The organism is Pseudochrobactrum sp. B5, from assembly GCF_001939785.1.
Taxonomy (GTDB): domain Bacteria; phylum Pseudomonadota; class Alphaproteobacteria; order Rhizobiales; family Rhizobiaceae; genus Pseudochrobactrum; species Pseudochrobactrum saccharolyticum.
Map to the genome: position 1 here is coordinate 17,758 of NZ_MOYL01000006.1, position 26,889 is coordinate 44,646.

The following is a 26,889-nucleotide window of genomic DNA, read 5'->3' on the forward strand; positions in this document are numbered from 1 at the left end:
CATGTCGCCAACGGCTGCATCTCTTAATTGGCTAGCTGATCATATTACTATAAGCGAAATCATGAGCCAGATAAAATTTCACAAGCTTTAATTGCGGCAGCCATTTCGGTTCTGAAATGTTGTCTTTGCTCAGCTCCAAACAGGACAATGTTTAGCTCCGGTAGATCACCAGCAGATGGAACGTTTATTGTGATTGGCATCCCATCATACCAAGATCGGCCAATGCCGGAGGCTGTGCTGCCAACATCCATTGAGATATCAAGACCTTCTCCAATAGTTGCAGCTAATACGCTTCCGGTGAAGGGTGAGAATGCTCCAACAGATTTCACTTCGCCTTTTGTGCTGAAACTTTCGGCGAGCGATTTCCAAGGGTTTAGATCTTTTGGTATATAAAGATGGAGAACGTGTAATTTTTTGTCGTTGCATGACAGCGAGACGCGTGGTCGTTCTGTTATTATGCGTTCTGTCAGGTTTTGGTCGACCAGTTCACTGCGGAAACTCACTCTGAGTGCGTCAATAGTCGTTTCTGCCGTTGGCCCTTCAAGAAATAGTGGGATGTTCACCTGTTCAGCGTTTGAAACATTTATTGTGCTGAGAGTAATAGCAAGAACTGCAAGTGCTGATGAAACAGGCTTCATTTGTGCGACATTCATGATGGTTGACTGCACAAAAGGGAACCCTTCTCCTAGTGCTTGAATAGCTATTTTTAAAAGACCGGAAGTCCTTGATTTTGATAGGCAGGCTTAAACGGTCAACAACTAAACCCATGCCGCACGAAAGGGTTCCTTTTCGTCAAGAGGGGAACGGGTATCTTCATCTCGGAATAGCTGAATATTTATCTCTAGTTATCCGGAATGAGTGAGATGAAAAAAATAGGATATGCCCGTGTTTCAACCAGCGACCAAAATCTTGATCTGCAGCTCAGCGCATTGAAAACAGCCGGTTGCACGAGGGTTTATACTGATCAGGGTGTGTCCGGTGCTGAATTTGAACGGGATGGCCTCATCAAGGCGCTAAAAGCGTTACAAGCCGGAGATATGCTGGTTGTATGGCGGTTAGATCGTCTCGGACGGTCATTGGTGGATCTTATCACATTAATCAATGATCTCGCCGGGAAGAAAATTGAATTTCATTCTCTGACGGAAGCAATAGATACTTCAACATCCGGCGGTCGGCTTACATTTCATATTATGGGAGCCATGGCTGAATTTGAGCGTGCAATCATTAGCGAGCGCACCAAAGCTGGAATGCGAGTTGCGCGTGCCAGAGGTAGCAGGATCGGCCGAAAACCCTCATTGACTGAAGGCGATCGTATTGCTGCACGCTTGGCAATCGAAGAACATGGCCGGACGGTTTCGGCCGTTGCGGCGGACTATAATGTTCATCCTCGAAGCCTTATCCGGATACTGAAGCAAGATGCTTCGTAGGATGAGCGTTTAATGCGCTCTGGTTGACACATAACGAGTCATGGGCGCGTTCCAGCGGTGGTGTTGTGAAATTCATCATCGCTAAGCTGGTGCGCGCCTGCACCTTTTCCTGCGGTTTTTTGCGAGGAGGGGTGGATTGGTCATAATCATTTCGCTGGTTAAATATGGTCTGTAAATCCGCAACTGTTGCGGATTTATTTTTCTATTGGTGCAACCAGTATAAGTTGGACCTCTCAATTCGGGCAGGTCTGCGGAAGTTCTTCGCTGTGAAGCAGTGCTGATACCCACAGACCACCCAGACGCAATATACCGTTTTCATGTGCGTTTAAACGATAGGTGAGCAACCGAGCCACCTCGCCATAAGTGCGGGCCTGACGAAGCCAGATCAGATACTCATGACCGCAGATCTTGCGGAAACCCGGATCGTAATTCTGAGGAAACGGTTCAGTGTCGTCTTCGAGCAGTTTGCAGACATCACCGAGTGTTAACGGCACGCCGTCGTTAACATAAACACCGGAAGCATCACTATGGTCTACAAATGATTCAAACCGGTTGCGGAAAAGCCGACGTGTAGTGGTGAGATCATATTTCATTATTTCAGTTCCTTATAAACATGCATCTTCCTCGCCGGTATAGACGCGTTTAGTGATTGATTTTGTTGAGGTTATTCAGGTGAGCTTAACCGGAGTGCTTCTGCATTTATATGAGGAATGAAAGCCCTCATGTTTCCCGGAAGATGTAAGCGCTTCCTATGTTATTATTATCCTTAAAAGAATATAGAACCATAGAGAGCGCTTACATCCTCCGGTTCCAGAGGTTATGGCACTTCTGAAAGGATATCTCCGGCTTCAGAGAGGGCATCCTCTTTCCGCTTCCGGTGATTGGCTGTATTCGTCCGGTTCCGTTTCTTTTCCGATTCCCAAGCTGGCGAGGAAAAGCCGGTTAAACGTTCGGTTTCCCTCATCGCTTTCTGGCCGAATGTCCGACACTGTTTAGCTACAGGGCAATTTGAGCAGGGCGATGCTTTGACGTTGATTGATTCAAACACGCCGAAACAGCTGGGAAGTAAGTTTACTGCGTCCAGTTTCTTTTCAGGTTCAGCAGGCCAAAATCCATCACTGAATGAAGATAAGGCATCCTTCTCAACTTTCTCCCGGTCGTCTTCCTTTACAAGATTAAGCGCGGACTCAAGGTAGATATGCCGTTTTGCATGGACACGTTCAGCAATTTTTTCAGACATCAAACGAGGGGAATTTTCTAATACACTAAGCATAACCTCTCGAAACTGATTTTGTGCCGGAAGACTGAGATCGTTTTCCAAGCGATAATGAGGCATATCTCCTGCTCCACGGATCAATGCTGGTGCGCGGTCATTGTAAAATTCGTCAAAACATTCCAACCACGCTTCTTTATTCTTGGCCGATGGGTGGAGTTGGCTGGGGAGCATTGTCCAATATCGCTTCCGGCGTGACGAAAAATCGAAAGAAAACTCTATATATGCCTCATAGGGGAGGAAGAATTCGTCAGCTCTTTGCCGTGCCTTCCATAAAGCTGTAAACCATGCAGCTGGCTCGGCAGGAGTATAGGTTTGGGTGCCGTAGACTGTATTCGATTTCGCCACGTCTTCGTGCCGACGAAGATGGGCGCGTAACTTCTCTTGATATATTTTTCCGAACTGTAAGGTGAGGGACAATGGTGATGTGAACCTATAGTCAAACCACCTGTTCATCATCAGGGCGCTTTCGTTTTTCCACTCTCTCGGATGTAAAAGAGTGCGCATCTTAATTAGATCGTCCAACCTGCTAGATATCGCATCATTCTTTGTAGGCATAAGCTCTCCTTCGAATAAGCATGATGGCCTATTCGTTTAGCTATTGTTTTTTGGGAGATTTCCCTGATGCTTTCGTTATAGCGAGATTTCGTTTGAGATGACGCAAGTTGTCTAGTTTTTTAAGAAATCGGATCCAAGAGGTATTGAAGATCCTGCAAATTACATTGTTGCGAATAACAGGCAGACTGCAGGCGATTGCCCTTAAAAATCGAATTTCTTTGACTTGAGGTTTCTCTCAGGCGCGCTCCGCGGTGTCTATTGCTAAACATTGCTGCTAGATAGCTGACGCTCGCCAGTGAGCTTCTAAGCCGGTGTTCCGATATGGGAGGTTTCAGTCACAAAGATGCGGTGAAGCCAGAAGGCATCCCCATCACTTGGCTTGTATTTCTCTAGGACTTCGATTGCTGCGGCAGCATCAATCCGGCGGATGGTTTGAAGCGCGGTGCGATGAATGAGGAGGTTGCGTTTCACCGGAGCAGGAAAAAGATTGCAACGGCGCGTCTCTGACAATCGTCCAGATCATACAAACTATTTCGACCGGGATTTGCTTAGGAGGATCCGGCAATGAAATTCATATCCGGAAGATGGTGACAGATGGCGATTCACAGACTGATTTTCTGCTGCCGATAAAAGACTGAAAATATGTTTTCGCTACTGTGCCACAAGGGTTTTGAGCGATGGCAAACGCAGTGATCAGACTATGATGCTGGTAGATGTATCTACTATTCGGAATGCTGCACGGCGTATGGCTTTTTTGCTGATGGTGCGTGTGTAATGTTCACGTGCCAATGTTGACAGATTTCCAAAACAGCAAAATTTGGTCGAAAGTGACAACATGAGGTAAAACTCTGTCAACATAGCGCAACAAAAACGGGCGTTTCCATCAATGTTGACGCTGATTATGTTGCGCTATGTTGACAAAATCGAGCGTTTTCCGAGCACTATGTTGTCACTTTTTGTATCTTTTGGGTGTAGTGACAATATTATGTTTCCACTTCCGGATGCATTTACCCAAGGCGACCAACCAGCGCATCAGCACTCAAATGTGTGTAGCGCTTCAGCATAGATAGTTCTTTGTGTCCGGAGATCGTGCTGACTTCCATCACGTTTAGACCTAGCTCAAAGAAACGGCTGACGGCTTCGTGGCGCAAATCGTGAAACTTAAGATCAATGATACCGGAACGTTTAATGACGCGTTTCCATGTTTGATCAAAAGCGGAGATCGTCATCCCAAAGGGCATGGATTGATCTGCACTGTCATTGTGATGAAGTGACATGAGCGCTTCATATGCACGGGTTGATAATGGAACTTCCCGGCTTGTTCCGATCTTAGTCAGAGCTAATGAGATCACCCTACGGTTATGTGAGATATCGCTCCATTTGAGTCCCAGAAGCTCACCACGGCGCATCCCGGTCTCAATGGCTACAATGACTAGCGCACGAAAACATTCGACTCTACCGTCGTCACAGGCGGCTAATAAGCGCTGCTCTTCTGAGGCAGTCAAACGACGTGATCGGGCATTATTAATGGTCGGTCGCCGGATCATCTTCACGACGTTCTGGGCGAGGGGGTAGCCCCAATCACGCATTGCAACATCTAGGACGTGGCTGAGAATTGCAAGCTCGCGGACGGCTGTAGCGGGTTTGACTGACCGGAGACGCTCGTCCCTGAATGATGCAATATCTTGCTGAGATACACCTATGAGCGTCCGGTATGCGAGATCATGACGCTGAAGCACGCCGAGACGCTGTATCTCTTGAGTAGCGCCGCGTTTGGACGGCGATACTTCTTCAGCGTATCGCTTCATTAATTCGCCAAGTGTCGTGCTTTCAAGAATGCGTGTGTCTGGTGCTGAGCCGAACTTGTCAACTTGGCTCTCTAGTTCACGTGCCCACTTTTCGGCTTCGGTCTTTGTATCAAATGATTTGCATCGTGGTTTCATACCACGTCTGCGGACTTGTGCTTGCCAGCGTCCTCTGAGTTTGCGGATCGTTGCCATGTGATCTCCAATGGATATTGAAGATCACGCGTAGGACGCCCCCGATTGGGAGCCAAGGGTAATTCCAGAGCTGCGGTGGGATTGAATAGACCTCAGAATAGATTGGGTTGTTGGGCACTCATCGACCGCTCAAGGCGGTCATCCAAGCTAACATAATCGGTGACATACATAAATGACTTATGAACCCCCGTGATAGACGGCTGGTTGGTAATTATTGCTCTTCAGCAATTCTGTGTGCTTCTGCCAATGTTGTCGGGTTCAGCGTGCGCTGACGTCGCCATCCCGTTCCGGAGTCCTTTTCTATAATGAATCCAGAGTTACTCTCGAGAATTCGTATCGCTTTACCCTTCTTGCGAAGAACGGGGTGCTCATCGAAAGTCCAATCGTGCACTTGCCCCCTGATATTGTTAAGAGCAGCAGATAAATCTGCACACGACTGGTAGCGATCACTGGGCTCTGCGCGCAAACATTGTCTGATGATTGATATCAATGCTCTAGGAACGCTATCCGGAAGGCTTCCATAGTCCAATAGTTTGCCAGCAGTGATACGCTGCTCAATAATCTTGGTTGCGAAATCTTGTTGATCAAATCCCGTAAGCTCATCGTATTTAGCTTGCTGCCGAGCCGTAAGCCAATCCCGCTCGGAATAAGGAAGTGATCCGCCTAGGAGCTGATACAGCAGTATACCTAGCTGATACACGTCGCTGGACTTGAAGTAACTATTTGATTGAATGGTTTCGGGTGGACGGTAAATGAGAGAGTGTTTGGTTAAGCATTTGGCATAACCCTCTTCGTCACAAGGAACTACAGAGCCAAAATCTCCAATCATGTATTGATCATTATCGCAGAAGATATTTTGCGGCTTCAGGTCACGATGTAGAAATCCGTTCCCGTGCAAGAACCCTGCGCCAGCCGCGACCTGCATGGTAACGTCTATGGCTTCCTTCAAACCAAAGCGCTTGATCTCCAAAACATTATCTACGTCACCGTTTGCGCACAACGGCGTAACGAAGAAAGCGAAATCGTCGTTGACCTTGGATGCGTCATGCACTTTTACGATGTTTGGATGTTCAAGCTTCGCTAGTAGCTTAGGCTCCGCGTGATCACTTCCCTCCCAAAAGTAAAATTTAACAGCCACCTCTCGTTCGAGAATCTTATTGCAGCCCAACAGCACGTAGCCGTTAGCGCCCTTCTCGCTCTCAGAGGTAAATTCAATGTCCTTGGCCAGATGCTTTATAGCGTCATGAATCTCAACCGGGAGGTGATCTATATTGATCATCAAATAAGTCCCAGGGTTTTCAAGTATACACCAGCTGATAGGTAGGCATCTTTTTGGTATGCAGCTACTCTACTCGGAATGCCGCCGACATTTGTTTTTGAAAATGAGCTTATTGCTTGTGGCGAGATAAAAGCGATATTTTTATGGGCCAGTTGGAATAGCGTTTCAATTTTGAACGTTACTCCCGAAGATGCCATTGCTCCGCTGCTGGCACGCTTTTTCACAGCTATGACGTCTATAGCATTTTCATGAATGAATGATTTTACAGCCTGAAAAAAAGATTCAAGTTCGGCACTGTCTTCATGATTTTTGAGGATCAAACGTTTTGTCTTACATTCCACAAGAGCAGGAGCTCCTGCAGCCTCCTCGACAATGATGAGTATTGCTTCACTAGCTTTAATTTGAAGACCACAAACTTTCAAAACACGCTCCAACTTAGACCTGAATAGTCGCAACCTATGCAGTCAAGAGCTGAGTCGTCAATCGAAAGATGATGGTTCATTTTCTGAGGAATGAGTGGCTACATGTGCCACAAGCGTGGCCCATAATACTAAAATTAACAGTGGATCGCATAGCTGAAGTCAAATGAGCAGAATAAAGCTTTTATACTAATTGATTTAATTAAGTAAAATGGCGGGCCGAAGCCGACGAAACGGAGAACTACACCTACGCTATAACCCTCTAAATAAGGCCCGAGCGAATGGCTCCGGTGGAGTGCGAAGCGGTCGGCAGGCTTCAGGCTGCTGCGTCGGGTCGGCAGCCCGTCACCTAGTTTACGGCCTCGTAGGCAACACAACTATATTTGCGACAGCGAGGCCAGCCGCTCAGCAGCCAAACCTTGATTGTCGATGTTCCGCGCTACGAGTTCAGTAGGTAGTTTTGTTGCGGAAATGTTCTGACTTCTCTATACAGCGACAGAAACGGTGAATTCCGCACAGGCGATTGGTTCACCATCATTTCCGCGTGTGCGAGGGGCGAATGGAGCATGTGCTTGTAGCCGATACGAATCTCTTCTTCGAGTGCAAGCGCCTAGAAGAGCTTCCTTGGTCTGACCTCGCCGTGGATCCGGTTGTGATCGCACTGACCAAACCCGTTTTGGCGGAGATCGACAAGCACAAAAAGGGCGGCGGCAGAACACGCAAGCGGGCAATCGAGATTTCGGGGCGCATACGTGGAATGCTTGCGGCCCTTCCGCCGGAAGTCGTTATTCAGGAAGCCGGACCACGCGTCCTGCTCCGGCTGATGCCCATCGTCCAGCCCGCCCCCGAACTCGCGAGCTCACTTGACTACGGCATCAACGACGACCGGATCGTCGGAACTGTCGCCACCCTTTCGAAGGACGAAACATTCGCCTCCGTCAAGATGCTCACAGATGACAGTGTTGCGGCGTCCACCGCGCAGGGACTTGGGGTTTCCTTCTTTCTGATCCCGGAGAGTTGGAAGCGACCGCCGGAGCAGACGACCGAAGCAAAGCGGATCAAGGAACTGGAAAAAGATCTATCGATCTATAGATCGCAAGAGCCTGTCATTAGCATCGCGAACGTCTCCGGCGAGGCAACAGCGGCTAATGTGGTCCGCCGGATCGCATTGGCACTTGAGCCCTCCGAAATTGACCGACTGATCGACAAACTAAAAGCGCGTCACTCCCCAACGGAGGATTTCTCTGCTCCGGAAGCCGAGATTCAGGCCGATGGAACCGAAATTTCCTACGAAGCGCCGGATGCTGAAGCGATCAGGAAATACTCGTCCGAAGCCTACCCAAAATGGATCGACGCGTGCCGCTCAATCTTTGAATCGCTGCATAAGGGCCGCGTCGAACCTGAGGCCGAAGTGGCGCTAACATTTGGGGTCGCCAACGGTGGAACTCGACCGGCCTCGAAGATGCGCGTCTCGTTTGAGGCTGTCGGCGACATCGATTTGAGCCGTGACGCAGATGATCCAGACGATCACGAGGATGGGAATGATGACGATGGGCAACCCACACTTCCCCCCATTCCTAGGCTGCCCGCACCGCCTGTTCCGCCAGCGGTTCGACGCATCGTGAAGCGGCCGCCTTCTGCGGCGAAAGGTGTTGATATCGCTACACTGAGAATGCCCGGCAGTGGTCTGAGGATTTCTGAGTTGGAGAAGGCTTCGCGCGGAGTGATGAGCGGTCTCGGTCCCCAACTTGCAGCGATACATAGCGCGCAGTCGATGTTTGACAACCTTCACGGTACAGGAGCGCTCGCTGACTTAGCGCGTGGCATAGGGCCAATGTCGGACATCATGAGAATGGCAGAGGAGCATGACCGCCTGCGTAGATCGCTTATTCAACCCACCGGCATTGCTAGGTCAACATATATCGATGTCCCTGCTTTCCGTATGCCGCTGATGCCCGAGAAGCACGATCCGGAGGGATTTTACTACGACCGGTGGCCAAAAGGGAAGCCGACCAAGCGTGGCGCTCTGACTTGTGATCTGTTCCGCCATCAGCGCGGAGAGGAGTTTTTCGAGATCGACGTACTGTTTCCTGACGATGGAGACGTCACTGGCGCAGTGCGGTGTACAGTCGAAGCCGAAAACCTCACTAAACCGGTGGAGCTTCTGATCCCTGTCAGCAGAAAGGTTGAAGCATACAATCTCATGGTGATTGCGGATGAGATCGTCGAGCACTGCGGCCGCTAGTTCGCCCCTTATCTTGCTCGCCCGCTACTGAAGTAACCGATTCTGGGGGAAGCGTTGGCAGGACTCAAAGATATCATCGGCAGCATAATCGCCGAATTGAAAGCTATACAGGTTGCGGACGAATTTCCCGGCCCAAATCACGGATTTCCCGGCCTGATTGACGGGGGCGACCGTGGCTCGCTGCTCGTGAACGAAAACATTGAGCGTTCAATTACCGAACTATCGAAGTTGCTTATTGAGAACGATACCGCCGCAACGCGTCAATTTTCCAATGCCGAATGGCGGGCGCTGGTTCGGAAGTCGCTCGGGCCGCCTTTGGCGTCGATTGACCTGGACGATCCCCTTGCGGTTGACACCGTGAGGAAGGAGTTGCGTAAGGCACTGGACGAGGCAAGGTCGAAGAATGGGGATCGGGAATACGCGGTAGGCTGCACGCTGTTTGAAAGCAACGATGACATCGAGCCCATCCGCGTCGGCCCGGTTGTTATTGAGGCTCGCCACCAGTGGCTGGCCCGCATGGAGACCGAGCAGAAAATCGGCAAGGTTACAGCCAAAAGGATCAGGAGAAAGTGGGCGGGTGGCAAGCTCGCCAAGCGGAAGGATGTTGTTGACCAGATCAGGGAGAAGGACGTTCTAGCTGTCGTCGGTGCATGCCCATTCGTGTGTAGTGTAAAGACAAAGGGACTTCCGCCCGAATCCGGAAAGCAGAAGGCGATCACTGCGGCGCGAATGGCACTCGCCATTGTCGCCCTTGCTTGGGACAAACCCTCATCGGCTCTTGACGGGTTCCGGCTCCTTATCGACCAGAATTTCCGGCAGGTTCGTGTCCTGACATTTGAACCGGGCAAGATCACGCTCGCTGGCTCAAAGCTCTCGCATCTACCTTCGGGGTACACTTTCAAGCCCGGTGAATGGCAAGTTCAGGCCAAGAGGCTGGCCCCGCTGTTTGGTGCTGCGGGCGAAGTGTTGGACTTCGTTACTCACGCGACAGGGCGGGTTTCTCGCCCCGCCCTGAACAATGTGCTCATGCAGGCGGTACTCTGGTTTCACGAAGCATGCCGTGAAGCTGTCGATGCAATGGCAGTCGTAAAGTTTGTCGCGGTGCTGGATGGGCTGGCCTGTGGCAACGGCGAGCCAGAGATTCGAGCACTGTTAACGGCACGAGTGGGATGGGACGATGACGACAACATCTACAGGAGCGGCGGACCCACATTGAAGCAAGCTGTCGCCCGGCTATATAGCGAAGGGCGCAGCCGAACCGTCCATGGAACCAGCGAGCGGTTGGCGCAGGATTGGTCGGAAATGCGCGGGCTGGCAGAAACCCTTTCCCGGCTGGCGTTGCTAGGCTGCCTCAACTGGTTCGAAAAGAACGCGTCAGGTGATGATCCGGCGCAGTTGAGGATACGTTAAAGTGATCGATATTGCGTGGTGTCTTGCTCGTCAGCCTTTAGGCGGCCGAATGCGTAATCCAACGTTCAACCAGCCCATTTTCGTCTAGTGCCCTAGGATGGTCTGCATCCTGCTTTGTAGCGTAGCAGTTAGAGCGCCGCGCCCTTCGACATTGTTAAGGTAACGGACATGGCGAAGGTGTCGTAGATCGAACGGAATATCGTGCTCGCTCTGCGTGATAAGAATCACCTCACGCCCAAGCGTGTGCGCAATGCCCGCCTCATAGAACACGTTTGGGTTTCTGCCGGTGCAGTCGCATACAACGACGCGCGAACGGTCGATGAGGGAAACCACATCCTGAATGATTGCCGGGTTCTCCCAAATATCGTCCGCCCGCCTGCAACGAAGGCCAGCATTGCCAGCACCAAGTTGGATGGCAGCATAGACATCATTGAAGCCAGCATCGAACGGCATCATCACTGATGCTAAGGCAGGCTCGATGTTTTCATGTTCGGGGATTTGGAACACGGCCGGGCGCTGACGGCGGGGGCGCACGTTGCGGAGCAAGAATCGGTAGAGGTCTACGTCTTTCACCGCCCAGTGATTCCGCGAAAACTCGAAGTCGTGAGGCATGTGCAACTCTGCCCGGTTCGCGTGAAGCATGCTGTTTTGTAGCGGTGGCACTTCCCCGTCGAAGCTGACTTCAAGAGACACATCCCTGCCGACGATGCGCGCGCGGTTGATCTGACCGACATAAGCGGCTTCATCCGTCGTGCCCTCTTCGCAGAACAAGCACGGCAGAGCGGCGAGACGATCTAGAAGAGGGTTCCCGCCTTCACGGAACTGTTCGGTTATGTGGTCATCCGTGTATTCAAACATCCGCCCCATCGGAACCGTGACTCTACCCGAGTGCCAATCGACGTTGAACATCAAGAGATTGAACATTGCTCCCCCAAGCACTTTGGAACGGGCTTAGCTTCCACGCTTCTTGTAGAGGCCGGCCCTCATCCAATCAGCTTGCATCGAACTGCGCATAATGCCTAGCGCCACCATTCCTATCAGCGTAGCTGAGCCGGCTAAACTCGCTGGGCCAGTTAGCCATCGCGTGCTTCAATGCAGAAAGCTTATATGGGATGTGAACGACACAGCCCTTGTCGCGAATGATTGCGGGGCATCTGTTGCTATCTTGTCGATTGGTTTCATTCAAATTTGCCGCAATGATCGGCAGGCCAAGCTCAAGGGCAAGCTCCAATTCCCATCGCACATACTTGTATAGATTTTTTGTTTTTTCACCTATCAAGACAACAACAGCGGACGACTGCCTCATTCTCTCGCGCAGCTTCGACTTGACGTATTGCTCATCTTGGGCACGACCCGTCATCGTATCCAGATCGTGCGCATTCTGATACGTGAAATCTATATTTCTGTTGGCCTTCCAGCCGTTCATATAGGCGTACGCCCATTTATCATTGTCGCCGTCAAATACGACATAAGCAGCGCCAGACATCTATTCCCCCTCAGTCCGATTGCCTTGCAAGCCACAAGGTATGTTCTCTTGAAAATGCTTTTTCCGCATCATTCACAAATTCTGAGAACTGCCCATCAGATTTCATGTCGTCTGTTAGTGCTTTAATCAAGCCGATTTCATGTGCGGTTACTGTGTAAGCGGCAGATAACTCATTAAATTTTTTAATTTGCATCCAGCCTACGATTGAAGCTGCGACGACAATGAGCGGCTCTATTGGCCAATACTGCCAACTTGGTAGAGCGATACGACTCAGGGCCATCGAACCCGCGATGACGTAACAGGCACCACTCACCCATACCCACATCCGGGAAGCATTGCGATTAGCCTTAGATTTTCGCCTATACCAACTCCGCTGATCCTCGACACGATGCTTTATGTAATACGCCATTCTGTCTTCGCGAGTTTTAACTCGCACGGCGTCCATAGCTCGGGTGATTTGGTCATTTCCAGACCAATCGTCCGTAATGCGTTTCGCGGTTTCTATGTTTTCGCGAAAAATTGCATTCAACTGATCTCGAAACTGCATCCTTGCTTGTGCATCTTCTCCCTCGAACGGCGCGGCGTGCATCATATACCGCCAAGTCAATGTTTTGACGCTTTCGGCTAATGCACGACACCTATACCACCACTGCTCCGGTTTACTGTGTGCGCGAGCTATGAGGATGACTAATCCGACAACAAACACTCCCGCGTAAAGCACGTAGTAGATAATATCATTCATGAAGCTCATGGAAAATATAGCTGCAAAAAACAACGCAACGTATTCGCCACGTATGAGCCGCAGAAACGTTCTTTGATACATATTGGAAGCGTTGTCTGCGTCTAGAAACAGCGCAGGGTAATCGTCGTGCTTCATCATGCCCCTCCCGTCACCGTTGCAAATATTATTGTTGCGTCCTGCGCGCAGAAGCAAGCGCCATCACGACAGTCCCCTAGAAATGCCAGAAGATTCTGGGATGTCCATCCCCCGGCGCTCCGCGCCGCTGGCTGCCCTCCGGCTCTCTACGGCGCAATATGGAAGCGCGTTCGCCTCCGGGCAGACGCGGCTATCGCCGCATGACGCTCAACAGGTTTGCTAAGGGCTTTGCCCTCGCGCCAGCAAGGTAAGTTGAACCGTCCGGGGCGGTATCCCCAGCCTTCCGCGCTTCGCTTGTGCAGGCCGGGTGATCCCCCTCCGCCCCGACCGCCCTTGCTCGTTGCTACCCCAGTCTCGGCGACGGCCATAAGGTCAGGCGCGGCGTTCCGCTTCGCTGACCTTCAGACCCGAGGATCAGAGACATGACCAACGTATCCGACAGCAATCCCCGCATCTATGTTGCCTGCCTTGCCGCCTACAATAACGGCTATCTGCATGGGGCTTGGATCGACGCGGATCAGGACGCGGACCAAATCAGGGACGAGATTGTGACCATGCTGGCACGGTCCCCCATCGCGCACGCAGAGGAATACGCCATCCACGACTTTGAAGGCTTCGAGGGCGTCACGATCAGCGAATATGCCGGCATCGACACTGTGGCACATATAGGCGCTTTCATCTCAGAGCATGGCGCACTCGGCGCGGGCTTGCTGGAGCAGTTCGTCGGCGACATGGACCAAGCCGAAACCGCCTTGCAGGACTGCTATCATGGTCAGTTTGCCAGTCTCGCCGATTACATGGAGGAACTGACCACCGAGAGCATCACGATTCCCGAGGCGCTACGCTACTATGTCGATTGGCAGGCAATGGCGCGAGACGCTGAAATGAGTGGCGACCTTTTCACCGTAGAGACCGCACATGATGAGGTCCATGTGTTTTCCAGCAGATGAAGGCCGGTCGCTTGCTCGCACATGCGGGCGACGACTGTAAAACTCAACGAGATAGTGTTAAGAAGAAAATAACCAATATTGATCGCGCTAGACGATCAATATATCTGCTTTGAGCAGCTTATATTACTTGAATAAATACTTGAATCTCTCTTGTCCGGGCGCAGCCTCGCGCGCCCCGGCTTTGAGAGGTGACGCCATGCTAAGCATCGACTGGCGTTTGCCGGCGGCATACAGACACGCGAAGCAAATTCCGGCCGCCGGTTTCGCTTGGGAATACCTGCGCCGGAATGACGATTATCGTCAGGACTTCGAGACCATCGCTAGGACCGGAGAACCGACCGGCAGTGACCTCGAAATGTTTGCACATCGCTGGGGCTTGCGATTTCCCGTGCGATCCCGATGCGCCGCATGACCGTCAATCGCCGATCTGGAATCCGAATCTTCACCCGCAAGCGGTGATGTTGTCGCCGGTCGATCACAAGAACGGCGATACCGAACCAATATTGACGCTGGCGCATCTCGATGGCCTTGACCTGCGCCGCGCCGCCGATGGTTGGCACGGCATCTGGCAGGTGGATGGCGTCGCGCATCAATTCTGGCTGCCCGATGCCGTGCCCGATGCCGCCGCATTCTACGCCGTCACGTTGCCGATGGATTCATTTCTGGAACTGCGTGCTCACGCTGTCCGCCGGTTCTGGCGGTCCCTCAACGGTCGCGCGCCCGGTCCTGATTTCCGAGCCGTGCCTGCCCAACTCCGGCAATGGCATATCTTGACCCTGCGCGCGCTTGACGCGCGGTTGCGCGGCGAAAGCTATCGCACCATCGCTGAAGTCCTGCTCGGCTTTCGCGGCACGAAGGAGGATTTCGAGAGCGATCCGCGCAAGAACAAAGCCCGCCGCCTGGTCGCGCACGGCATCAAGATGATGCGCGGGGGCTATCGCCTTCTGCTCCACTATCCGATCAAGCCCGACAAGCGTTGATGGGCACGGCCATCGACCTCACGCCCTATTGGCTGCCGCCTGCTCCAGAATCTTCCGGTAGCCTTCACGCGATAGCCATTGCGCGCGTTCGAGATGGCTTTGCCAGCAACGGCGGGTCAGCAGTTCCTCAGCGGCCGGATCACGGTGCAGCACGATCCGCGCGACTTCCTTCCAGTCCGCACCCTCGGCCTTCGCATCCAGCAAACGCAGATAGGTGACGTAATGCCGTTCGTCATAGACGGTTATGGTGTCGCCGGTCGGCGCTTCATCGTCCACATCTGGATCGAGTTCGACGGGCACCCGCATAGTCATTCCCCGTATCCGAGAGAGCTTTGTCTGCGGTGCGCCCCCGCAAACGATTCTCTCTGACTCTTGGTGATCGGGGAGTTAGTAACCGTCACGAAACGGCCCCATGGCCTTTAGCTCGGAAAGCCTGTTGTATACGCCACAGGCTCCCCGACCATAGGTCAAGGAGTTGGTGCCGTTCTGGCTGGCACCGGCCATTCGTGAGGGGTTACTACGCCCCAGAGCAGCGCGTCTGCTCCGCTGCGATTCTTAACCGAACCGCGTGGGAATGTCTCTGGCTTTTCGGCGCAGCAGGCAATGAGCCGCTGAAATCCCTCATCTATTGGCCGCGCACCGCCCCGAAGGGGGTGCCGCCAGCGCATAGGCGCAAATGCGGCACGCTACGCGCCGCCGATCCCTCGCCATGGTTCGCCACAGTCTGCTGCCGCCCCGGCAGCCCATTTCCGACTGGAGGTGATCCATGCCCAACCCACTTGCGGGCCTGCCGCCGCGCCTGCTGCGCACCAAGGAAGCCGCGCGCTTCCTCGGCATATCCATCCGCACCCTTGAGAAACATCGCACCTACGGCACCGGCCCGACCTATCGCAAGGTCGGCGGTCGCGTCCTCTACACCGTCCGCGATCTGGAGGACTGGAGCGCGGTCGGCGAACGCAAATCCACCCGCGACAAGACCGCCGGCACGGTCTTTCCCGCGCGTCCGCTCACACCCGAAGAACGGGACGAGCGCTAGATGCTGCGCGAGGACGATCACGCCCCCGCGCAGCCGACCGAGGACAGCGAGCGCAGCCGCCTAGACCCCTTCGTGGTCGCAACGGGCGACGCGCCGCCGCGCGACCAACGCGACTTGATGGAACGGCCGTTTTTCTCGCTGGCGAAGACCCCGCGCACCAAGCCGATTCTTTACAAGGCCGCCGACATAGAGGTGCAGGTGTTCGGGATGCCCGAGCATGGGATGGCGAGCATATGGGACGCTGATGTGCTGATATGGGCAGCCTCGCAGATCGTCGCGGCCGAAAACAACGGCCTCACGACTTCGCGCTTCGTCCGGTTCACGCCCTACCACCTGTTGCGCGCCATCGGCCGCCCGACCGGCAATCACCAATACCGGCTTTTGAAAGCCGCGCTGGCGCGGCTGCAATCCACCGTCATCGCCACCACCATTCGCAATGGCCCGCATTGGCGTCGCCGGCAATTCTCTTGGATCAACGAGTGGGAGGAAATGACGACGCGCGCCGGCCGCGTCGAGGGCATGGAGTTCGTCCTGCCCGAATGGTTCTACAACAGCGTCATCGACCGTTCGCTGGTCCTGACCATCGACCCGGCCTATTTCCGGCTGACTGGCGGCATCGAGCGATGGCTTTACCGCGTCGCCCGAAAGCACGCCGGGCACCAGCGCCACGGCTGGATTTTCGAGGTCGCGCACCTTCACCAGAAATCCGGCAGCCTCGCGCGGCCGTCCGACTTCGCGCTCGACCTTCGCCGCATCGCAGCCCGCCAGCAACTCCCCGGCTACCTGCTCCAGATCGAGCGGGAAGACGGCCGCGAGCTGCTGCGTATCCGCCCCGAAAACCTGTCAACAGGCACTGTTGATAACCCTGTTAATGCCATCGGCAGATCAGGCGCACGGGGTATCGGCACATCAGGCGCATCACTATCGGCAGATCAGGCGCACGAACCACAGCTAACGCTTTGGCCTGAAAAGCGAAATTCGACCGCTAACTTATCTAACAGAGAATCTAACTCTTTTTCTTTGACGCGCGCGCAGGTGAAGCGTGGTGCCGGTTCTGCCCAAAGGGGCGAGCCATGACGGCCGCGCTCGACGCGCTGCGCCCGCGCAGCCCCCAGCACATCACCGGAGACGCACAATGACCCGTCGCGCCCACCGCAGCGCGCACGGCCGTCCGCTGCCGGACGGGCCTGCGCCCTTCACCACATTGGTTGAGCTGACCTTCGAGAAACGCCGCATCGAGCATTGGATCAGGTTCGGCCGCAAGAGCTATGAACAGATCATCGACCGCCGCCGCAGCTTCGTCGGCTTCGCGCCGGGCAGCGTCTTCGCCTTCGTCCGATGGGCGAACGGCGACCATGGCACTGTCGTTTCCCGCATCGACATTGTGCGCGCAATCGGGCGCGGCGAGCCGTTCCAGACATTGCCATTCGTGCGCCCCGGTGGCGAAATCCTGTTGCGCCTCGATAGCTGGCCGAAGGTGCAGCGCGCGCTTGCCGCCATCGACGCCGTGGAATCGCTCGGCATCGATCCGGCCGATGCGTCGCCGGAGCATTGGCGACACGTCCACAACCGTTTGACCGCCAATCTGGAACCGCACGCCTACACCCCCGAGCGACATGCCGCTTGGCTTCATCGCCGAAGGATCGACCCATGACGCGCCGCCGCACCCTCACGGTGACGGCGCTGGCGGTGCTCGGCATCGCCGCTGCCAGCGCGGTCGAGACGCCGACGAAACTCATCTGGAACGCCACCGCCAGCGCGCCAGTCGGGTTCTACACCGTTGAGCCGCCAGACCGGATCGACGTGCCCGAGCTGGTCGCCATCATGCCGCCCGAACCGCTCGCCGGCTTCATGGTCGATCGCGGCTATATCGCGCGAGGCGTCCCGCTCCTGAAGCGCGTCTTGGGCCTGCCCGGACAGCGGGTTTGCCGCGCCGGCCGCACGATCACGGTGAACGGGATCGAGATGGGCGAGGCGCTGGAGCGCGACAGCCTCGGCCGCGATCTGCCCGTCTGGCAGGGCTGCCGCGTCATCGGCGACGACCAGCTTTTCCTCATGAATTGGGAAGTCCGCGACAGCCTCGACGGCCGCTATTTCGGACCCATCCCCGCAGCTTCCGTCATCGGCCGAGCAGTCCCGCTCTGGACCGATGAGGAAGGCGTCGGCCGCTACGAGTGGCGCGCGCCGACCCACTGAAACACCCCCCGAAAATCAACCGCAGGAGATTTCCCATGGCAGAGATAGGCACCTTCGCCCGCACCGAAACCGGCTTTGCGGGGGAGCTTCATTCGTTTGGCCTTCACGAAAAGCTGTTCATCGTCCCGGCTAAGCCGAGCGACGTGAAGAACGCGCCCGACTATCGCGTGCGCCTCGATAGCGAGAACGGCCCGGACGCCGGCCCGGCATGGAAGGACGCCAGCGAAAATGCCGGCGAGTTCGTGTCGATGAGGCTGGAAGGGCCGATCTTCCCGTTCCCGATCCGCGCCAAGCTGTTCCAGTCCAACGACGATCCTTCGGTCTGGACCCTGCGTTGGAAGCACCCCCGGAAAGTCGAGGATGAGGAATGACGGCGGGGCGTGTCCGGCCTGCTATCCGGTCCAAGATCGTCATCCCTTTGTTCTTGGAAAAGCCGTCTCATCCCTCCGTCCCGCTCGACAACCGGACGGCCGGCGCGCGCAGCGAAGGTCAGGGGCGGCCATCGGCCAGCGCTTGCGCCTTGACCTTGATCGCAGCGAGCACGCTGGCAGGCTGGTGGCGAAGCGGAGACAGGACTGCATGGCATTATGCCGTGCTGATACTGGCCGGCACGCTTTTTGTCTGCGCCGGATCGGGCGTCGCGGTCGCGCAATCCGCGCCCGTGGAGCGCCCGGCCGCAGCCCATCCCCATGCGGCCCACATTGCCGAGGCGTCGCAGCGTTTCGGCATACTGGAGCATTGGATCGTCGCGGTGCTGCGCGCCGAAAGCGCGGGCGACGTGCGCGCGATCTCAACGGCCGGGGCGATGGGATTGATGCAGGTCATGCCCGACACATGGGCGGGCCTGCGCGTCCGCTATGGTCTTGGCCGTGATCCCTACGACCCGCGCGACAACATTCTCGCAGGCACGGCCTATCTGCGCGAGATGTTCGACCGCTACGGCAATGTCGCGGCGATGCTCGCGGCATACAACGCCGGCCCCGGTCGCTATGACGAATACCTTGCGACCGGCCGCACCCTGCCAGCCGAAACACGAGCCTATGTCGCCGCGCTCGCTCCGATCCTCGGCGGCGCGGCTCCATCGGGTGCGCCGTCGCAACCACCGGCACCGCCGCCCGACTGGCGCGAGGCACCACTATTCGTCATGCGCCCGGCCGACACGCAAGCTGCCGCCGCGCCGCAGTCCGACGCACGATCCGGCGACGGCCGCGCGACCGTTCCGGCGCACGATCCTGTCGATGCAGAGTCGCAGGACGGCAGCATTTTCGTAGCCAGCGCCAGCGACGGGGGAAAGCTATGAGGGCGGCGTTCCCTCGCTCGGCGACGCTGGTTTCCGCATCCGGTCGGGCAGGTTTGCGCCCAGCAGGATTCCCGGCGGGATCGGCAGAAAAGACAGAAAGGGCGGAGGGCAAGATTAAAGAAGACGGCACCATATCGGGCCGCTTCTGGAAATTATTGTTGTCTGCACACTGGTTAGGTTGCCGGTTCCGGCACCATGGTTTTGAGGGGCCGCGTGCCGCGATTTCGCGCAAAGCCTTGGCTTTGCAGGGTTTCGAGCGGCACCATAGGCCCATATCGGCCGTTTTTCGGCGGTTTTTTCAGGAGTCGCGCCCATGAGCGCCGACGACGAAAACCGCTTCCGTCCGAAGCCCGGTCGCATCCGATCCGACACGCCGAAGGCCGGCAAGACCAAGAGTTTTTTCACGCAGGTCAGGAAGATCACCCGGCAGCATCAGGCAGCCGCCTCCCGCGATCCTTCCATGCCGTCATCCGCTCGCCCGTCATCGTCGGGGCGGTCCCGTGCCGTGGTCGCCAGCGGCAAGGGCGTGAAGCGCGGCCGGGGCGCGAGCTTCGTCCGCGCCCGGAACATCTCCGGCCGATGGCATCATCGTCAGCCCGGCAACCGCCGCGTGATCGTCAAGCAGCGCAGCGTCCGGGCCGCGTGGAAGGGCGGACGCGCCCGCGCGCATCTGCGCTATGTTCAGCGCGACGGTACGTCACGCGACGGCGAGCGGGGCCGGCTCTATTCGGCGACCGAGGACCGCGCCGATGGCGACGCCTTCCTTGATCGCGGCACGGACGACCGCCACCAATTCAGATTCATCGTCTCGCCCGAGGACGGCGCGGAGCTGTCGGACCTCACGGCCTACACCCGCGATTTCATGAAACAGGTGGAAGCCGACCTCGGCACGAAACTCGATTGGGTTGCCGTCAACCACTACAACACCGGCCATCCCCATGTGCATATCATCGTCAACGGCCGCGACGACACGGGCGGGGATCTAGTCATCAACGGCGACTATCTTTCCGCCGGCCTGCGCGAACGCGCCAGCGAGCTTGCCAGTCTTGAACTCGGCCCCGTGACCGAGATCGAGCAGACCCGCAAACTGTCGGCCGAAATCGACCAAGACCGCTTGACCCGGATCGACCGCGCCATGTCCGAAGAAGCCGATGCCCGTTTCCTCGACCTGCGCCATGAACCGGCAGAGCCGAAACGGCAGTTCGAGCGGACGCTGCGCCTGCGACGCCTCGCAAAGCTGGAGAAGATGGGGCTGGCGACCGAGCACGCGCCCGCCGTTTGGGAATTGAGCAAGGACATGGAGCCAGCCCTGCGCGAGCTAGGCGAGCGTGGCGACATTATCCGCACCATGCAGAAGGCGCTCGGCCCGCAGGGCGGCGAACGCGATCCCATGAGCTTCCAAATCCATGACGGAGCGCCCGAGACGCCTATCTTCGGGCGTGTCGTGGATAAGCACCTATCCGACGAGCTAGGCGAAGACCTCACCATAGTAGTGGACGGGATCGACGGGCGGACGCACCATATCGCCGGTATCGCGCCTGAGCGGCTGGAGGAAGCCCGCATCGGCAGCGTCATCCAGATCGGCCCGGCCGAGGTGACGGCCCGGCCGTCCGACCGCACCATCACCGCCATCGCCGAGGACGGCATCTATCGGCCGAGCCGGCATATGGAGCAGGCGAAGTTCGAGGGCCGTGTTCCGGGCGGCGACTATGAGGGCTATGTCGATGCCCATGTCCGGCGGCTGGAGGCGCTACGCCGCGCGGGGATCGTCGAGCGGATCGACGCCGACCAATGGCGCATCCCCGATGATCTGGTCAGCCGCGCCGCCGCCTATGACGCCGGCCGCGACCGGCAGGCCAGCGTTCGCGTCCTGTCCCCTGTCAATCTGGAAAGGCAGATACGTTCGGACGGCGCAACATGGTTGGACCGGCGATTGGTCCATGGGGAAACGGCCGACCTTGCGCCGGCCGGTTTCGGCCAGCAGGTGCGCGAAGCCATGGACCATCGCCGCGAGCATCATATCGAACAGGGCGATGCCACCCGAGCACGGAACGGCCGCATCTTCTACCGGCGCAGCCTTCTCGCCACCTTGCGCGAGCGGGAGGTTGCCCGCATCGGCGCGGAGATGGCCGAGCGCAAGGCGCTGCCGTTCCGTGCCGCCACGGACGGAGAAAGCGTCAGCGGCAAGTTCACCGGCACCGTGCAGCTATCGAGCGGCAAGTTCGCCGTGGTCGAGCAACCCCATGAGTTCACGCTTGTCCCATGGCGGCCGGTCATCGACCGCCAGCTCGGCCGCGAGGTCATGGGGGTCGTGCAGGGCGGATCGGTATCGTGGCAGCTAGGGCGGCAAAGGGGTATAAGCCTCTAACTGCCGGACGCGCGCATGGCGCTAAGCTTTTAGTCTCTTCAGCCGGTCAAGGTGAAGGATCAGAAGTCTCAGTGCAGCCTCTCCACTTTGCAGCCCGATCATCACAGCAGTGCTAAGGCCGTGCATCAGCCCTAGTAGAATAGCGGCCTCATCATCGGCATTTAGTTCGGCGTCGAACTCTCCTGCTCCCTGTCCTTGCTTCAAAAGCGAGACAATGCGCTGAAGCAACCGATCCGGGCCTTCAACGAACATCCGGTTTGGAACTTCGGTGTCGGTCATTCCTAGCACCGCATAGGACATCCAAAGCAGATGAAAATCGCGCCGCCGTGAGTCGGTCGGCAGAGCTTCTACAAAGAGGGCCTTTAGGATTTCTGTAGCGGTCGATGGCTCCGGCGAACTGGCGGCGCGATACGCCCACCGTTCGTTGCTCATCCTGTCCAGCATCGTGAGTCCTGCCCGCATCAAGCCGCTCTTAGTCTTGAAATAATACTGCACGAGACGAAGCGATATCCCGGCCTCGGAAGCCACTGAGCGCATGGAAACGGCGTGCAAGCCCTCTCGCACCGCCAGCGTGACAAACGCTTCTAAGATCGTTGATCGGCGTTCATCGTGGTCAACCGTTCTTGGCATAAAGGTTCCCTTGGTTCCGCAGAGTTTTCATGATACGACTGTATCATGAAAATCCAATTGAGTCCTCTGGTGTCGTAACCTCATGTCGTCAGCCCCTCCCAGCATCTCGCTTCGTCTTTGGATGGTTGCCGCAGTCACGGGGTCCGGCGCGTTCATGGCCATGCTCGATTCCACTGTCGCCAATCTTGCCATCGACACGATCAGTCGAGAGTTCGGTGCGCCGTTAGCGGACGTCCAGTGGATCGCCACGAGCTACCTTATTACGCTCGCACTCTCACTCCCGTTGACCGCGTGGCTCGCACGACGTTTCGGTTCAAGCCGCGTCTGGGTGGCCGCCATTCTTGTGTTTGTCGCTGCGTCTGTATTGTGCGGAATATCGCGTGACCTGACGACATTAATCGTCGCTCGATGTTTGCAAGGGCTGGCTGCCGGTTTGATGGTGCCAGTAGGACAAGCGATGCTTAGCGAAGCTGCCAATCGCCAACAACTCGGCCGTTTGATGGGAACAGTAGGCTTTGCAGTCGCGCTTGGCCCCGCATTGGGGCCGGGGCTAGGCGGTGTGCTGATTGATAACTTGTCTTGGCGCTGGTTGTTTTGGATTAATTTGCCGGTAGGAATCATCGCAGCGGTCGCAGCCAAGTATGTGCTGCCACCGGACGAAGTGTCACATACAAATCGGCTCGATACCATCGGGGTAATACTAATTGGCTTGGGGCTTCCACTCGCGTTGTATGGTAGCGCTGGGATCGGAGCGATGGGCATTACCACATCATCAATCCTTTCCCTTATACTCGGAATTATCCTTACTATCTCTTTCATCATACATGCTCGCCATTCAAGAAACGCGCTGATCGACATTCGACTATTCCGCCGAGCAGGTTTTGCGGCTGCCGTAGTCACCGCGAGCCTTACGGGGGCTGCAATGTATGGCGGGTTGCTCCTTATACCGATATTTTTGCAAGACAGTTTGCATCAGTCTCCGACTGATGCTGGTTTGATGTTGTTTTTGATGGGCTTGGGGTCAGCGGTCATCTTGCCAATCGCAGGCAACCTTACTGACCGCTACGGCGCTCTCGCAGTTTGTTTAGTCGGAAGCACAATACTACTGCTAAGCACGGCAGCCTTCTTTTGGCCCTCAATGCTGCCACTCGCCTTAGCTTCTATACTATTTGTCCGTGGAGGTGGGTTGGCATTGGCACAAATGCCAGCCATGACTGCCGCTTATGCCGCTGTTTTGAAGAATGAGACAAGCGACGCGGCGACAATTATCAACATCGCCCAACGTCTTGGCGGTGCGCTGGGCGCGATCACCACAGTCATTGTGCTTGAGCAAGCCGCGACGACGGACAACCAACTGGCTTACGGATGGGGGGGCGCTCTCTTAGTCGCCTTCGCAGTTGCATCAATGGTCACATCGACGCTGTTGAAACCGCCATTGAAACAATCCGATTAGTGGTGAGTGATGCGTCGTCGTGCCACACATACGATTGATCGCCCATGGGGAGCGCCGACCGCGCTCGGATCGCGCATCCCCCTCGCGTCGCTCATCCAGACGCTCGCCGTCGCCGAATATCTCAATTTCCGCCACGCCGCCAATGCGCTCGGCGTGGCCCAATCGAGTGTCAGCGCCCGCGTGAAGGCGCTGGAAGAAGACCTTGGCATCCTCCTGTTCGAGCGCCATGCGCGGGGCGTCCGGTTGACCGAAGCCGGACGCCACTTCGTGGAGAGGATCGCGGCCGGCGTCGATCAACTCGACCATGCGGTGAAGACCGCAGGCATGGCGGCGGTAGGCGAGTGCGGCCGGCTTCGTATCGGCATCCACGCCCTAATCCCGCGCAGTTTCCTCGCCGATCTGATCGGACGGTATCGGGAGGAACATCCCGGCATCGAGGTCGAGATCGCCGAGGGCACGGCCCGCGATGCGATCATGCAGCTTCGCGCAGACCGGCTGGACGTGGTGTTTGTTGCCGGCACGCCCGCACTGCCCGACTGCCATAGCCGCCCGATCTGGACCGAACCGCTGGTGGCGGCGCTGCCGGAGGGGCATCCGCTCGCCGGGCAATCATCGGTCACATGGGCCGATCTGGCGGGCGAGACGTTCCTTGTCCGCCATGGGGGCACCGGCCCGCAAGTTCATAGCCATATCGTGCTACGTCATGCCGGGCGCTGGCCCGCCCCGTCGATCCTGCGCTTCGACATTGGGCGCGGCGCGCTGCTGTCCATGGTCGGACAGGGGTTCGGCATCACTATCGCCGGTGCGGCTACGTCGCTGCTGAAAACATCCGGCGTCGTCTTCGTCCCGTTCGCGGATGAGCCGGAACCAGTTCCGTTCTCGGCCATCTGGTCGCCGTTCAACCGTAGCGCGGCGCTTCGTAACCTGCTCACCCTCGCCAGCGACATGGGCCAGCTAGTCCGCACCGACTATATCTAGCCGGCTGGCGGCCGACCATCGACCGCCAGTTGGGCCAGGAAGTCATGGGCGTTGTGCAGGACGGATCGGTGTCGCGGCAACTCGGGCGGCAGAGGGGGATAGCCTCTAATCTATTGTAGATAAATGTAGCCGCTCGAAACCGGTGATGAGGCTGTCGAGTCCGAAGTTGAACGCAGCATCCGTGCCGTCTGCTTCCAACTCGTGAAACAGATCGTGCAGGAAGGACGACGGTGCTTGCTCGGACACATCTGGCCTGTCCGAAATTCTCTCATCGGCATCAGATGCCTGCTGTTCGAGAACGGAACCAACCACATAGTGACTGACCGCCCGGAGCGCCCAAACGGCGCGCTTCGGGCTAAAGCCCGCTGTGCAGAGAAAGCGTATTTGTGCCTCGGCGGTGCCAAAATTCGGTTCTGTCGGTCGGGTGCCCGCATGGATACGCGCGCCGTCGCGATAAGAGAGCAACGCCGTTCTGAAACTCAGGGCGTTTTCTTTCAGGTACACCCGCCAGTCCTCGCCTTCCTTGGGCAGGGACCGGGTGTGGCGTTCCATCAACATCGCCTCCGCAAGAGCGTCAAGCAGCGCGCGCTTGTTCTGGAAATGCCAGTAAAGCGCAGGCTGCTGAACCTTGAGGCGTTCAGCGAGCTTTCGCGTCGTCAGGTTGTCCATGCCAACCTCGTTCAGCAGCTCCAGCGCCGCTGCGATCACGGTGCCCTTGTCCAGTTTGGTCATTCACGTTCCTTCGCCAACGCTTGACAATTTATCACCGATAAGTTCTATGTCTATGTCCTTATCATTGATAAAGTCGCTCGCATTGAGCGGCGCTGGAGTTTCAGGTGCGCAGCTCTGCCATCATTGCCCTGCTGATCGTGGGTCTCGACGCCATGGGTCTCGGCCTCATCATGCCCGTCCTTCCGACGCTTTTGCGTGAGCTTGTGCCAGCAGAGCAGGTCGCTGGTCACTATGGTGCCTTGCTGTCGCTCTATGCGTTGATGCAGGTCGTCTTCGCGCCCGTGCTTGGACAACTTTCGGATGCTTACGGTCGGCGTCCGGTTCTTCTGGCTTCTCTTGCGGGAGCCGCAGTCGATTACATGATTATGGCATCTGCGCCGGTCTTATGGGTGCTCTATATCGGCCGACTCGTCTCCGGCGTCACGGGCGCAACCGGAGCTGTAGCTGCCTCAACCATTGCTGATTCGACGGGGGAAGATTCTCGCGCGCGCTGGTTCGGCTACATGGGGGCCTGTTATGGGGCAGGCATGATTGCCGGGCCAGCACTTGGTGGCATGCTCGGCGGTATTTCTGCTCATGCTCCGTTTGTCGCCGCTGCCCTTCTCAACGGGTTCGCGTTCCTGCTTGCCTGCATTTTGCTCAAGGAAACTCATCGCAGCCATGGCGGGACCGGAAAGCCGGTTCGCATCAAACCATTCATTCTGTTCCGGCTGGATGATGCATTGCGCGGGCTAGCTGCGCTTTTCGCAGTTTTCTTCATTATTCAACTGATCGGCCAAGCGCCTGCGTCCCTATGGGTCATCTATGGCGAGGACCGTTTTCAGTGGAACACCGCGACCGTTGGTTTGTCGCTCGCGGCGTTTGGGGCAACACATGCGATCTTCCAAGCGTTTGTTACCGGCCCGCTTTCAAGCCGGCTTGGAGAGCGGCGCACGCTACTGTTTGGCATGGCTGCGGATGCGACTGGCTTCGTTCTTCTGGCTTTTGCCACGCAGGGATGGATGGTGTTCCCGATTCTGTTGCTGCTTGCCGCCGGGGGTGTTGGCATGCCGGCCTTGCAGGCAATGCTCTCAAACAATGTCAGCAGTAACAAGCAAGGGGCTTTGCAGGGAACGCTAACGAGCCTCACCAATCTAAGCTCTATCGCAGGACCGCTTGGCTTCACAGCACTCTATTCTGCCACCGCCGGAGCATGGAACGGTTGGGTTTGGATTGTCGGCGCGACCCTCTATTTAATATGTCTGCCAATACTACGCAGACCTTTCGCAACTTCATTGTGATTGAGTCATGGC

28 protein-coding genes and 1 pseudogene are annotated in these 26,889 nt (G+C 56.4%); 17 read left to right on the forward strand and 12 right to left on the reverse strand.

The genetic code is table 11. The annotated features are described in order from the left end of the window. Window positions 1-59 precede the first annotated feature (59 nt). Window positions 60-668 (reverse strand): hypothetical protein, encoded by a 609-nt coding sequence (locus BKD14_RS19165; RefSeq protein ID WP_139316449.1) that lies wholly within the window; start codon window positions 666-668, stop codon window positions 60-62. A 195-nt stretch (window positions 669-863) separates the two neighbouring features. Here BKD14_RS19165 and BKD14_RS15735 point away from each other — a divergent pair, with 195 nt between their 5' ends. Continuing rightward, window positions 864-1,427, forward strand: coding sequence for a recombinase family protein (locus BKD14_RS15735; protein WP_075657186.1), 564 nt, complete (start codon window positions 864-866; stop codon window positions 1,425-1,427). A 233-nt stretch (window positions 1,428-1,660) separates the two neighbouring features. Here the strand turns inward: BKD14_RS15735 and BKD14_RS15740 are convergent, their stop codons facing one another. The 5 genes from BKD14_RS15740 to BKD14_RS15760 all read right to left on the reverse strand — a co-directional run bounded on the left by BKD14_RS15740 (window position 1,661) and on the right by BKD14_RS15760 (window position 6,971). Further along, window positions 1,661-2,020, reverse strand: coding sequence for a hypothetical protein (locus tag BKD14_RS15740; protein ID WP_075657187.1), 360 nt, complete (start codon window positions 2,018-2,020; stop codon window positions 1,661-1,663). Window positions 2,021-2,244: 224 nt separating this feature from the next. Then, window positions 2,245-3,258, reverse strand: a complete 1,014-nt coding sequence (locus tag BKD14_RS15745) for a hypothetical protein (protein ID WP_075657188.1) — start codon at window positions 3,256-3,258, stop codon at window positions 2,245-2,247. A 1,007-nt stretch (window positions 3,259-4,265) separates the two neighbouring features. Continuing rightward, on the reverse strand, window positions 4,266-5,258 hold the full coding sequence (locus BKD14_RS15750) for a site-specific integrase (protein WP_075657189.1): 993 nt from the start codon (window positions 5,256-5,258) through the stop codon (window positions 4,266-4,268). Between the two features lie 211 nt (window positions 5,259-5,469). Next, window positions 5,470-6,537 (reverse strand): serine/threonine-protein kinase, encoded by a 1,068-nt coding sequence (locus tag BKD14_RS15755; RefSeq protein ID WP_075657190.1) that lies wholly within the window; start codon window positions 6,535-6,537, stop codon window positions 5,470-5,472. Further along, entirely contained in the window at window positions 6,537-6,971 is a 435-nt protein-coding gene (locus BKD14_RS15760) for a DUF3010 family protein (RefSeq protein WP_075657191.1), read from the reverse strand. Before BKD14_RS15760 ends, BKD14_RS15755 begins: the two co-directional genes overlap by 1 nt. A 544-nt stretch (window positions 6,972-7,515) precedes the next feature. On the opposite strand from BKD14_RS15760, the gene BKD14_RS15765 reads away from it, so the two are divergent. Both BKD14_RS15765 and BKD14_RS15770 read left to right on the forward strand, forming a co-directional pair. Further along, window positions 7,516-9,201 carry a PIN domain-containing protein gene (locus tag BKD14_RS15765; RefSeq protein WP_139316450.1) on the forward strand — a complete coding sequence of 562 codons (1,686 nt, stop codon included), beginning with the start codon at window positions 7,516-7,518 and terminating at the stop codon, window positions 9,199-9,201. Window positions 9,202-9,255: 54 nt separating this feature from the next. Beyond that, a complete protein-coding gene (locus BKD14_RS15770; protein WP_075657193.1) occupies window positions 9,256-10,611 on the forward strand; it encodes a hypothetical protein in 1,356 nt (451 codons plus the stop codon). 84 nt (window positions 10,612-10,695) lie between these two features. Here the strand turns inward: BKD14_RS15770 and BKD14_RS19580 are convergent, their stop codons facing one another. The 3 genes from BKD14_RS19580 to BKD14_RS15785 all read right to left on the reverse strand — a co-directional run bounded on the left by BKD14_RS19580 (window position 10,696) and on the right by BKD14_RS15785 (window position 12,974). After that, a complete protein-coding gene (locus tag BKD14_RS19580) occupies window positions 10,696-11,535 on the reverse strand; it encodes a hypothetical protein (RefSeq protein WP_075657194.1) in 840 nt (279 codons plus the stop codon). A 67-nt stretch (window positions 11,536-11,602) separates the two neighbouring features. Next, window positions 11,603-12,097, reverse strand: a complete 495-nt coding sequence (locus BKD14_RS15780; protein WP_075657195.1) for a TIR domain-containing protein — start codon at window positions 12,095-12,097, stop codon at window positions 11,603-11,605. Between the two features lie 10 nt (window positions 12,098-12,107). Beyond that, window positions 12,108-12,974: a DUF4231 domain-containing protein gene (locus BKD14_RS15785; protein ID WP_075657196.1), complete on the reverse strand. Its 867-nt coding sequence runs from the start codon at window positions 12,972-12,974 to the stop codon at window positions 12,108-12,110. Between the two features lie 422 nt (window positions 12,975-13,396). Here BKD14_RS15785 and BKD14_RS15790 point away from each other — a divergent pair, with 422 nt between their 5' ends. The 3 genes from BKD14_RS15790 (at window position 13,397) to BKD14_RS15800 (ending at window position 14,904) form a co-directional block, all read left to right on the forward strand. Beyond that, window positions 13,397-13,924, forward strand: a complete 528-nt coding sequence (locus BKD14_RS15790) for an antirestriction protein ArdA (RefSeq protein WP_075657197.1) — start codon at window positions 13,397-13,399, stop codon at window positions 13,922-13,924. 196 nt (window positions 13,925-14,120) lie between these two features. Further along, window positions 14,121-14,336 carry a DUF6499 domain-containing protein gene (locus BKD14_RS19585; protein ID WP_075657198.1) on the forward strand — a complete coding sequence of 72 codons (216 nt, stop codon included), beginning with the start codon at window positions 14,121-14,123 and terminating at the stop codon, window positions 14,334-14,336. A 46-nt stretch (window positions 14,337-14,382) separates the two neighbouring features. Next, entirely contained in the window at window positions 14,383-14,904 is a 522-nt protein-coding gene (locus BKD14_RS15800) for a DUF2285 domain-containing protein (RefSeq protein ID WP_075657199.1), read from the forward strand. Window positions 14,905-14,922: 18 nt separating this feature from the next. On the opposite strand, the gene BKD14_RS15805 is transcribed toward BKD14_RS15800, so the two are convergent. Beyond that, window positions 14,923-15,210, reverse strand: coding sequence for a DUF2285 domain-containing protein (locus tag BKD14_RS15805; protein WP_075657200.1), 288 nt, complete (start codon window positions 15,208-15,210; stop codon window positions 14,923-14,925). A gap of 460 nt (window positions 15,211-15,670) precedes the next feature. On the opposite strand from BKD14_RS15805, the gene BKD14_RS15810 reads away from it, so the two are divergent. The 7 genes from BKD14_RS15810 (at window position 15,671) to BKD14_RS19590 (ending at window position 21,804) form a co-directional block, all read left to right on the forward strand. Beyond that, a complete protein-coding gene (locus BKD14_RS15810; protein WP_075657201.1) occupies window positions 15,671-15,940 on the forward strand; it encodes a helix-turn-helix domain-containing protein in 270 nt (89 codons plus the stop codon). Then, window positions 15,941-17,017 carry a replication initiator protein A gene (locus tag BKD14_RS15815; RefSeq protein ID WP_075657202.1) on the forward strand — a complete coding sequence of 359 codons (1,077 nt, stop codon included), beginning with the start codon at window positions 15,941-15,943 and terminating at the stop codon, window positions 17,015-17,017. Between the two features lie 58 nt (window positions 17,018-17,075). Beyond that, window positions 17,076-17,594, forward strand: coding sequence for a DUF2840 domain-containing protein (locus BKD14_RS15820; protein WP_075657203.1), 519 nt, complete (start codon window positions 17,076-17,078; stop codon window positions 17,592-17,594). Continuing rightward, window positions 17,591-18,136, forward strand: a complete 546-nt coding sequence (locus tag BKD14_RS15825) for a S26 family signal peptidase (RefSeq protein ID WP_075657204.1) — start codon at window positions 17,591-17,593, stop codon at window positions 18,134-18,136. Before BKD14_RS15820 ends, BKD14_RS15825 begins: the two co-directional genes overlap by 4 nt. 35 nt (window positions 18,137-18,171) lie before the next feature. Next, window positions 18,172-18,507: a DUF736 domain-containing protein gene (locus BKD14_RS15830; protein WP_075657205.1), complete on the forward strand. Its 336-nt coding sequence runs from the start codon at window positions 18,172-18,174 to the stop codon at window positions 18,505-18,507. Next, a complete protein-coding gene (locus tag BKD14_RS15835; protein ID WP_075657206.1) occupies window positions 18,504-19,436 on the forward strand; it encodes a lytic transglycosylase domain-containing protein in 933 nt (310 codons plus the stop codon). The genes BKD14_RS15830 and BKD14_RS15835 overlap by 4 nt, the downstream gene beginning before the upstream one ends. A gap of 1,135 nt (window positions 19,437-20,571) precedes the next feature. Continuing rightward, window positions 20,572-21,804: a DUF3363 domain-containing protein gene (locus tag BKD14_RS19590; RefSeq protein WP_280949121.1), complete on the forward strand. Its 1,233-nt coding sequence runs from the start codon at window positions 20,572-20,574 to the stop codon at window positions 21,802-21,804. A gap of 21 nt (window positions 21,805-21,825) precedes the next feature. On the opposite strand, the gene BKD14_RS15850 is transcribed toward BKD14_RS19590, so the two are convergent. Continuing rightward, window positions 21,826-22,434: a TetR family transcriptional regulator C-terminal domain-containing protein gene (locus BKD14_RS15850; protein WP_075657209.1), complete on the reverse strand. Its 609-nt coding sequence runs from the start codon at window positions 22,432-22,434 to the stop codon at window positions 21,826-21,828. Window positions 22,435-22,555: 121 nt separating this feature from the next. On the opposite strand from BKD14_RS15850, the gene BKD14_RS15855 reads away from it, so the two are divergent. The 3 genes and pseudogenes from BKD14_RS15855 to BKD14_RS15865 form a co-directional block, all read left to right on the forward strand. Then, window positions 22,556-23,887: a DHA2 family efflux MFS transporter permease subunit gene (locus BKD14_RS15855; protein ID WP_280949122.1), complete on the forward strand. Its 1,332-nt coding sequence runs from the start codon at window positions 22,556-22,558 to the stop codon at window positions 23,885-23,887. A 9-nt stretch (window positions 23,888-23,896) separates the two neighbouring features. After that, a complete protein-coding gene (locus BKD14_RS15860; RefSeq protein WP_075657211.1) occupies window positions 23,897-24,865 on the forward strand; it encodes a LysR family transcriptional regulator in 969 nt (322 codons plus the stop codon). 5 nt (window positions 24,866-24,870) lie between these two features. Continuing rightward, window positions 24,871-24,984, forward strand: a pseudogene (locus tag BKD14_RS15865) (DUF3363 domain-containing protein); the annotation flags it as partial. On the opposite strand, the gene tetR reads toward BKD14_RS15865, so the two are convergent. Beyond that, window positions 24,971-25,597 (reverse strand): tetracycline resistance transcriptional repressor TetR, encoded by a 627-nt coding sequence (gene tetR, locus BKD14_RS15870; protein WP_075657212.1) that lies wholly within the window; start codon window positions 25,595-25,597, stop codon window positions 24,971-24,973. The pseudogene BKD14_RS15865 and the gene tetR overlap by 14 nt on opposite strands. 104 nt (window positions 25,598-25,701) lie before the next feature. Here tetR and tet(G) point away from each other — a divergent pair, with 104 nt between their 5' ends. After that, entirely contained in the window at window positions 25,702-26,877 is a 1,176-nt protein-coding gene (gene tet(G), locus BKD14_RS15875; protein WP_075657213.1) for a tetracycline efflux MFS transporter Tet(G), read from the forward strand. The last annotated feature ends 12 nt before the right edge of the window (window positions 26,878-26,889 follow it).

What these genes read in the sequence shown, in the direction of transcription:
- BKD14_RS15735 (WP_075657186.1), top strand. Translation starts at nt 864, where the DNA reads ATGAAAAAAATAGGATATGCCCGTGTTTCAACCAGCGACCAAAATCTT.
- BKD14_RS15740 (WP_075657187.1), bottom strand. Translation starts at nt 2,020, where the DNA reads ATGAAATATGATCTCACCACTACACGTCGGCTTTTCCGCAACCGGTTT.
- BKD14_RS15745 (WP_075657188.1), bottom strand. Translation starts at nt 3,258, where the DNA reads ATGCCTACAAAGAATGATGCGATATCTAGCAGGTTGGACGATCTAATT.
- BKD14_RS15750 (WP_075657189.1), bottom strand. Translation starts at nt 5,258, where the DNA reads ATGGCAACGATCCGCAAACTCAGAGGACGCTGGCAAGCACAAGTCCGC.
- BKD14_RS15755 (WP_075657190.1), bottom strand. Translation starts at nt 6,537, where the DNA reads ATGATCAATATAGATCACCTCCCGGTTGAGATTCATGACGCTATAAAG.
- BKD14_RS15765 (WP_139316450.1), top strand. Translation starts at nt 7,516, where the DNA reads ATGGAGCATGTGCTTGTAGCCGATACGAATCTCTTCTTCGAGTGCAAG.
- BKD14_RS19580 (WP_075657194.1), bottom strand. Translation starts at nt 11,535, where the DNA reads ATGTTCAATCTCTTGATGTTCAACGTCGATTGGCACTCGGGTAGAGTC.
- BKD14_RS15780 (WP_075657195.1), bottom strand. Translation starts at nt 12,097, where the DNA reads ATGTCTGGCGCTGCTTATGTCGTATTTGACGGCGACAATGATAAATGG.
- BKD14_RS15785 (WP_075657196.1), bottom strand. Translation starts at nt 12,974, where the DNA reads ATGAAGCACGACGATTACCCTGCGCTGTTTCTAGACGCAGACAACGCT.
- BKD14_RS15790 (WP_075657197.1), top strand. Translation starts at nt 13,397, where the DNA reads ATGACCAACGTATCCGACAGCAATCCCCGCATCTATGTTGCCTGCCTT.
- BKD14_RS19585 (WP_075657198.1), top strand. Translation starts at nt 14,121, where the DNA reads ATGCTAAGCATCGACTGGCGTTTGCCGGCGGCATACAGACACGCGAAG.
- BKD14_RS15800 (WP_075657199.1), top strand. Translation starts at nt 14,383, where the DNA reads ATGTTGTCGCCGGTCGATCACAAGAACGGCGATACCGAACCAATATTG.
- BKD14_RS15805 (WP_075657200.1), bottom strand. Translation starts at nt 15,210, where the DNA reads ATGCGGGTGCCCGTCGAACTCGATCCAGATGTGGACGATGAAGCGCCG.
- BKD14_RS15810 (WP_075657201.1), top strand. Translation starts at nt 15,671, where the DNA reads ATGCCCAACCCACTTGCGGGCCTGCCGCCGCGCCTGCTGCGCACCAAG.
- BKD14_RS15815 (WP_075657202.1), top strand. Translation starts at nt 15,941, where the DNA reads ATGCTGCGCGAGGACGATCACGCCCCCGCGCAGCCGACCGAGGACAGC.
- BKD14_RS15820 (WP_075657203.1), top strand. Translation starts at nt 17,076, where the DNA reads ATGACCCGTCGCGCCCACCGCAGCGCGCACGGCCGTCCGCTGCCGGAC.
- BKD14_RS15825 (WP_075657204.1), top strand. Translation starts at nt 17,591, where the DNA reads ATGACGCGCCGCCGCACCCTCACGGTGACGGCGCTGGCGGTGCTCGGC.
- BKD14_RS15830 (WP_075657205.1), top strand. Translation starts at nt 18,172, where the DNA reads ATGGCAGAGATAGGCACCTTCGCCCGCACCGAAACCGGCTTTGCGGGG.
- BKD14_RS15835 (WP_075657206.1), top strand. Translation starts at nt 18,504, where the DNA reads ATGACGGCGGGGCGTGTCCGGCCTGCTATCCGGTCCAAGATCGTCATC.
- BKD14_RS19590 (WP_280949121.1), top strand. Translation starts at nt 20,572, where the DNA reads ATGTCCGAAGAAGCCGATGCCCGTTTCCTCGACCTGCGCCATGAACCG.
- BKD14_RS15850 (WP_075657209.1), bottom strand. Translation starts at nt 22,434, where the DNA reads ATGCCAAGAACGGTTGACCACGATGAACGCCGATCAACGATCTTAGAA.
- BKD14_RS15855 (WP_280949122.1), top strand. Translation starts at nt 22,556, where the DNA reads ATGGTTGCCGCAGTCACGGGGTCCGGCGCGTTCATGGCCATGCTCGAT.
- BKD14_RS15860 (WP_075657211.1), top strand. Translation starts at nt 23,897, where the DNA reads ATGCGTCGTCGTGCCACACATACGATTGATCGCCCATGGGGAGCGCCG.
- tetR (WP_075657212.1), bottom strand. Translation starts at nt 25,597, where the DNA reads ATGACCAAACTGGACAAGGGCACCGTGATCGCAGCGGCGCTGGAGCTG.